Here is a 6,301-nt window from a genome sequence, read left to right as displayed (position 1 = left end):
AGATAGTTGAAACTGTTCCCAGTTAAGAGTTCCCTGTTCCCTCTCCTCACAGACAACTTTTTCAGCAAGCCCTAATTAATTAATTAATTAATTAATTGATTGTGAAAATATTTAACAAAAAAAAGGATTTTTTTGTAATTATTTACAATATTTCAGTTTGTAACTATTTTGTGTAACGTCAATCAATATGCCTTTAGACTAATTCTAATACAGACATCATCAGATAGGAATAAAGGCAAATGTGTTTAGCAAATATGTTTGGTCACGAATTTGTACTTGGTGTTTCCTTTTTAGCTTGTCTTTTGGGTTTATTGTTACTGTGGGATAACAATAAGCAAATAGATGAAGCACAAGCAACAGAAGAAAGTCTATTAAGAATGAGCTTTGCTTATTGGCTAGTCTATTGTATCGCCTTTGGTATAGAGAAGGTATTTTTATTTGACTGGGAAGCTGTAATTGTAACTTTAAAAATTACTACGGCTTTGTCATATTTTTTAACATTTTCTTGTATTCTCAGTTTGCCATTACATAAATTTGCAGTTCATAAAATTGAAGAATAAATGATCAAAAGTCAAGGTTAGAACTGAATTTAGCTCCAACCTTGCTATTTGTAAATTCATAATTCAAACTAGTCTCATAGCAATAGCGATCGCACTTTCTAGTTCATCCTGTAGTAAAGTTGTGAGGATAAATACCTCTTGCACAGTCTTACCATGACGGGCAATAATTTTATAACCGCCGCGAATGGGTACAGACACGCGCAACTGCATTTTTGGTGCATGACCTCTAACTCTACCAATAACCGCAGGTGTCACAGTTCCAATACCATTGTGCTGACACAGACGTTCTAAAATGGGAATTAAACCGGGAATATGGGTAGAATGATTCCATACGAGTCTACCATCCGTGGATTTAGACATAATGATTACACTGCTTCCAGGGGAGCCATTGTCAAACCAGCGCGACGTAGTTGTTGATGGTACAATTCTGCTGGTTCTTGGGGGCCTGTCCAGACAATAGCTTGTCCTTCATAGTGTACCTGGTTCGTGAGTTCCCAAGCGCGATCGCTTGACATTCCCGGAATATATTTCATTAAGCACTCAGCAACGTGCTGGAATGTGTTGAAATCATCATTCAAAACAATCACCTTATAATTAGGATAGGTTTTCCGAGTTACTTGATTAACCCGATCAGGTGTCACAGTGGGCGCTGATGCCATAGTATATACATCTATAATTCTTGTCACCATAGAGAAATCAATCAAAAACGACGTTTTACAAACTAACACTACAAATATCTAGTTTAATCCACTGCTGGCTGGGTTAGTAGTCCGATAGAAGTTGAATATAACTAAATTCGCTGGCTTTGACACTCCCCTGGTTAAAGTGTGGCTTCCTGAGTCAGCCGCACCTTCAAGGGTTTTCGGCATTTTCTTTATAATCTGTTAAGATATCAATTTTTTATGAAGATTGTCATTAAAACTTGATCTTTTAATCAATTAATTTGTAATGTCCAAAATATAATGTAACTAAAAATATATAAACTTATAACAGGTGCAACCATGACCACCTTTCCAGGTTATACAAATGACTTCCATGCTTGGACTCAAGAACAGGTTAATTTACTCAAAACTCAACAATGGGATATATTAGACACTGTTAACCTAATTGAAGAATTAGAAACCTTGGGTAGAAAAGAAAGACAGGAATTGAGAAATAGATTAGCTGTCTTACTAGGACATTTATTAAAATGGCAATTTCAAGCAGAAAAACGCAGTAGTAGTTGGTTGAGTACCATTCGAGAACAACGTATTCAAATTAAACTATTGTTAGAAGATAGTCCTAGTTTAAAACCTTATTTAGAACAAGTTTTTCTCACAGCTTACGAATTAGGTTTAGCATTAGCAATTCGAGAAACTCAATTAGGTGAACAGATATTTCCAGAAATATGTCCGTATACTTCCGAAAAAACCCTTAATTCTGAATTTCTTCCAGATTAATTTTGGGGTAAAAATTGGCTGATATCGAAATTTCCTCGCTGGGTAAATAACTTGGAGTCTAGACTAAATCTTTTCTTATAGGCTCAATCCCTTGCTGTATAAGGTTTATGACTTACAAGACGTAAAATAACTTGGAAACCCTTTAAGCCTTACCTAGAGAGACTTTGGCGGATTAGGAGAGCAAATTAGTCTAAACTCCAGAATAACTCATAACCTCCTCCTACGATCACTAAAATCAGAGAAAAGGGAATATTGGCACATCCACATCCATTAGGTTCTGTTTTTTTCTGTGACAGAATAAAATGATGATCGAATAGTAGTCTTGTTTGATTTACAGGACTTAATATTTAATTTTTTAATTATTGGTCTAGCATATATAAGTATTCAGCTATAGCACTTGTTAATTTCCATATCCCCGACTTCTATAATCAATTTATCATTTATGGACACAATCAATAAAAGAAGTCGGGGATCTTTTTACTTCTTCTGAATCCTTACTAGCATATTATATAATCAAAAACGTAATATTATTATGAGTTATTGTCTTAATTCCCTGTGTTCCCATCCAGAAAACCCTGAGAATCTGAAAGTGTGCCAAACTTGCGGCACAAAATTATTCCTCAAAGAACGCTATCGTGCCATTAAACCTATTGGACAAGGTGGTTTTGGCAGAACTTTTCTGGCTATAGATGAGGATAAACCATCTAAACCTCCTTGTGTGATTAAGCAATTTTACCCCCAAACCCAAGGTACAAATACGGTACAAAAGGCGATAGAGTTATTTAATCAAGAGGCTGTTCAGTTGGATGAATTGGGACAACATCCCCAAATTCCCGAACTTTTAGCATATTTTGCTCAAGATGACAGACAGTATTTGGTGCAAGAATTTATTGATGGCATTAATTTATATCAAGAATTGTCTCAAAACGGTGCTTTTAATGAGTCACAAATTCGGCAGTTGTTAAATGATTTATTGCCAGTTTTGCAATTTTGTCATGATAAAAAAGTGATTCATCGGGATATTAAACCAGAAAATATTATTCGTCGTCGTAGCGATCGCAAATTAGTTATAGTTGATTTCGGAGCAGCAAAATCCGCCACATCAACGGCACTTAACCGCACAGGTACAAGTATTGGTAGTCCTGAATATGTTGCCCCAGAACAAATGCGAGGGAAGGCACTTTTTGCCAGCGATATCTATAGTTTAGGGGTAACTTGTATTAATCTCTTAACCGAGCGATCGCCTTTTGACTCCTATGATGCCCATAATGCAGCTTGGGTATGGCAAAAATATCTCACCACCCCCGTCAGTAAAGAATTAAGTTCCATTATTAACAAAATGGTGGCAACTATCCCCAGTCAGCGCTATCAAAATATTAATCAAGTTCTCCAAGCTTTAGATTTTGACTCCTCAGCTTTACTTCCGACAAAAATCATGGTAATTAGTTCCCCACCTCCCCCTGTGGTTAAAACTTCTACTCAAATAGATCAAGAATTGCAGGAAGTGAAAACTCAATTTACAGGGATTAAAGCTGAAAATCAAAATCCTTTACCAGAAAAATTTCATGAACTCACTTCTCAAATAAATAGTGAGAGTAAAGTTAAAAATAAAATGGATCAAGAATTAGAAGAATTAAAAGCTAAATATCTTGGTAATGATTGAATCTAATCACCTCATACCATTTCTTTGTAAAGTTGCATATAATTTACCCCCCGGCTTCGCCGTCCCCCCTTACTAAGGGCTACGGTGTACAGTTTAATCAAGTAGCCTAATAGGGTTTTGATGCCCAAGTCCCCCAAACTTGGGGGATTCAGGGGGCTAAATAATCATAAAACGAGGACATGATTGATGTGCCACCTACAGGAATTGGTTTGCCACTATTATCAATGGTAAAACTATCATTTTTTCCCTTCTTTTTAAACTTGGGATATTCAGATAGTCCTTTAAAGAATCTTTGAAAAGCTTCACCTAGATTATCAAAAGCATATTGAGTGATTTTTTGACAAATACCTTTTTCTTTAATCCATGTAAATTCAGGTTTCAGATGATTATTAAAGAATTTCTTGAGAAGATATTTGTTTGGCTTGAGTCCATCTTTATACAAATCTTGCCAAGTAGCTAAACCCCAATTATAGGCAAACCTAGCTATACCAGCGTGTTTAGCCATTAATATTTTTTGGTTTTTATTTAACTTGAGTTTTGTTTTGATGGATAAAAGCATGGGGTTTAAACATAAAAACTGTACACTTATAGATTTGTCCATAAGTGTACAGTTTTGTCTGGAAAATTGTCAACTAGGACTAGTCTCTGATAGATGAATACTTCAGTGTGAGCAATTTTAGTTAAAATGATTAACTAATTTGTGTAGCATTCATCACTAATGTGTTAACAAGGGTGACAAATTTATTTTTTCGGCGAAATCAGCATCATCATATTTCGTCCTTCTTTTTTTGGTGCTTGCTGTACTTCACCAAAAGGCTCTAGATCGGTAGCCATGCGTTTAAGCAAGGTTTCTGCCAAGTCGCTATGTTGAATTTCTCGACCTCGGAACATGACTGTAGCCTTAACCTTATCCCCATCCTTGAGGAAGCGTTCGGCTTGTTTGACACGCACATTATAGTCATGTTCTTCTATTTTGTAGCGCATTTTAACTTCTTTCACATCAGCCGTGTGTTGCTTCTTCCTGGCTTCCCGCGCCTTCTTCTCCTGCTCAAACTTATATTTCCCATAGTCCATAATTCGACATACCGGCGGATCAGCTTTGTCACTGATTAGCACAAGGTCTAATTCCTTTTCCTCTGCTAATTGGATCGCCTCTTGGGGGGTAATAATTCCCAATTGTGCGCCATCAGTGTCAATCACCCGAATTTTCGGGAAGCGAATCCGTTCGTTAATTTGGGGCAGATCGCGAGTTCTTTTTTTCTCAATCACAGGCATTATGATTTAGTGGCAGTTCTTTAGTTAAGAATTTGGATTGGTCTTGATTCAGTTAGCTTAGTTTAATATGCCGATGAGGGCAAAATACAAGAGTAACTTAGAATGGAGAAATGAGTATCCATCTCTAGGATAGCTAATTCATACATAAGTTGGGTAAACCAACATACTTGCTATTCTACTCACTTTGAGATAATTTCCCTACATTAATTAATCTAAATTACATAATATTTGACAATAATTAACGATTATCACTATTTATTCCGGGTACATTGAATATATTTTTATACAAGAGCTACTCTTATCCTTGTCTGTTGCTATTATTTTCATTGATACTCCCCTGGCTAAAGCCGAGGGGATTCTACATTCATCATAAATCAACTAGAGATCAACGTGACCACTGCAATACATTGGCAAAAACGAGTTGGTAATCAAAGGGACTGGGTGTGGCGTGGTTGGCAAACCCGTTATACTTACATTCGTCCGCCGGCAATCTCTCCCAAAAAAACACCTCTGATTTTATTACATGGCTTTGGTGCTTCCATTGGCCATTGGCGGCACAATTTGGAAGTTTTGGGGCAATCTCACACGGTTTACGCTCTCGACATGATTGGTTTTGGTGCTTCGGAAAAAGCTGCAACTAATTATAATGTTTTACTTTGGGTAGAACAGGTTTACGATTTTTGGCAAACTTTTATCCGTCAACCAGTGGTTTTAATCGGTAATTCTATCGGTTCACTCATTTCTTTAGTCGCAGCCTCTATCCATCCTGATATGGTACAGGGCATAGTCATGATGAGTTTACCCGACCCCAGCCTGGAACAAGAAATGATTCCACAGATGATACAACCTCTTGTTAGCGGTATTAAAAGTATATTTACTTCCAGATTAATTCTCAAACCAATATTTTATTTTGTCCGTCGTCCCGGTGTCTTACGTCGTTGGGCTGGTTTAGCCTATGCTAATCCTGAAGCCGTTTCCGATGAACTCATAGATATCTTAGCCAGTCCTCCCCAGGATAGAGGATCTGCCCGTGCTTTTAGAGCTTTATTTAAGGCCACAACAGGAATTAATTTTAGTCCTAGTGTCAAGCAGATTTTACCAAACCTAACAATTCCTATGTTGTTAATTTGGGGAAAAAAAGATCGATTTGTTCCTCCCGCATTGGCTAATCAATTTGCGCGCTGCAATGACAAACTACAATTACTATATCTAGAAGATGTTGGTCATTGTCCCCATGATGAATCACCAGAACAGGTTAACCAAGCAATTTTAAATTGGATTGGTAATTGGTAATAGACATCTGGTGGTAATTAAATGTGCAGTCAGGATTCAGATAACGGGAAAGCTAATTTCTTCCGGTTCTG

At 36.9% G+C, this 6,301-nt stretch carries 8 protein-coding genes; 4 read left to right on the top strand and 4 right to left on the bottom strand.

The window, feature by feature from the left end:
* Window positions 1–239 precede the first annotated feature (239 nt).
* Window positions 240–560: a hypothetical protein gene (locus CUN59_RS02230; protein ID WP_104386301.1), complete on the top strand. Its 321-nt coding sequence runs from the start codon at window positions 240–242 to the stop codon at window positions 558–560.
* 63 nt (window positions 561–623) lie between these two features.
* Here the strand turns inward: CUN59_RS02230 and CUN59_RS02225 are convergent, their stop codons facing one another.
* Window positions 624–920 (bottom strand): DUF2103 domain-containing protein, encoded by a 297-nt coding sequence (locus CUN59_RS02225; RefSeq protein ID WP_104386300.1) that lies wholly within the window; start codon window positions 918–920, stop codon window positions 624–626.
* Between the two features lie 5 nt (window positions 921–925).
* Window positions 926–1,249: an ATP-dependent Clp protease adapter ClpS gene (gene clpS / locus CUN59_RS02220; RefSeq protein ID WP_104386299.1), complete on the bottom strand. Its 324-nt coding sequence runs from the start codon at window positions 1,247–1,249 to the stop codon at window positions 926–928.
* A 312-nt stretch (window positions 1,250–1,561) separates the two neighbouring features.
* Here clpS and CUN59_RS02215 point away from each other — a divergent pair, with 312 nt between their 5' ends.
* Window positions 1,562–1,999 (top strand): DUF29 domain-containing protein, encoded by a 438-nt coding sequence (locus CUN59_RS02215; protein WP_104386298.1) that lies wholly within the window; start codon window positions 1,562–1,564, stop codon window positions 1,997–1,999.
* Window positions 2,000–2,531: 532 nt separating this feature from the next.
* Window positions 2,532–3,662, top strand: a complete 1,131-nt coding sequence (locus CUN59_RS02210; RefSeq protein ID WP_104386297.1) for a serine/threonine-protein kinase — start codon at window positions 2,532–2,534, stop codon at window positions 3,660–3,662.
* Window positions 3,663–3,810: 148 nt separating this feature from the next.
* On the opposite strand, the gene CUN59_RS02205 is transcribed toward CUN59_RS02210, so the two are convergent.
* Window positions 3,811–4,263 carry a helix-turn-helix domain-containing protein gene (locus CUN59_RS02205; RefSeq protein WP_243406841.1) on the bottom strand — a complete coding sequence of 151 codons (453 nt, stop codon included), beginning with the start codon at window positions 4,261–4,263 and terminating at the stop codon, window positions 3,811–3,813.
* A 140-nt stretch (window positions 4,264–4,403) separates the two neighbouring features.
* Complete coding sequence (gene infC, locus CUN59_RS02200) at window positions 4,404–4,937, bottom strand: translation initiation factor IF-3 (protein ID WP_104386296.1); 534 nt, start codon at window positions 4,935–4,937, stop codon at window positions 4,404–4,406.
* A 390-nt stretch (window positions 4,938–5,327) separates the two neighbouring features.
* On the opposite strand from infC, the gene CUN59_RS02195 reads away from it, so the two are divergent.
* Window positions 5,328–6,230 (top strand): alpha/beta fold hydrolase, encoded by a 903-nt coding sequence (locus tag CUN59_RS02195; protein WP_104386295.1) that lies wholly within the window; start codon window positions 5,328–5,330, stop codon window positions 6,228–6,230.
* The last annotated feature ends 71 nt before the right edge of the window (window positions 6,231–6,301 follow it).

Origin of the sequence: Cuspidothrix issatschenkoi CHARLIE-1 (assembly GCF_002934005.1) — a bacterium.
Taxonomy (GTDB): Bacteria; Cyanobacteriota; Cyanobacteriia; order Cyanobacteriales; family Nostocaceae; genus Cuspidothrix; species Cuspidothrix issatschenkoi.
The sequence above is the reverse complement of the archived record's forward strand: the minus strand, read 5'-3'. Positions and strand labels throughout refer to the sequence as shown.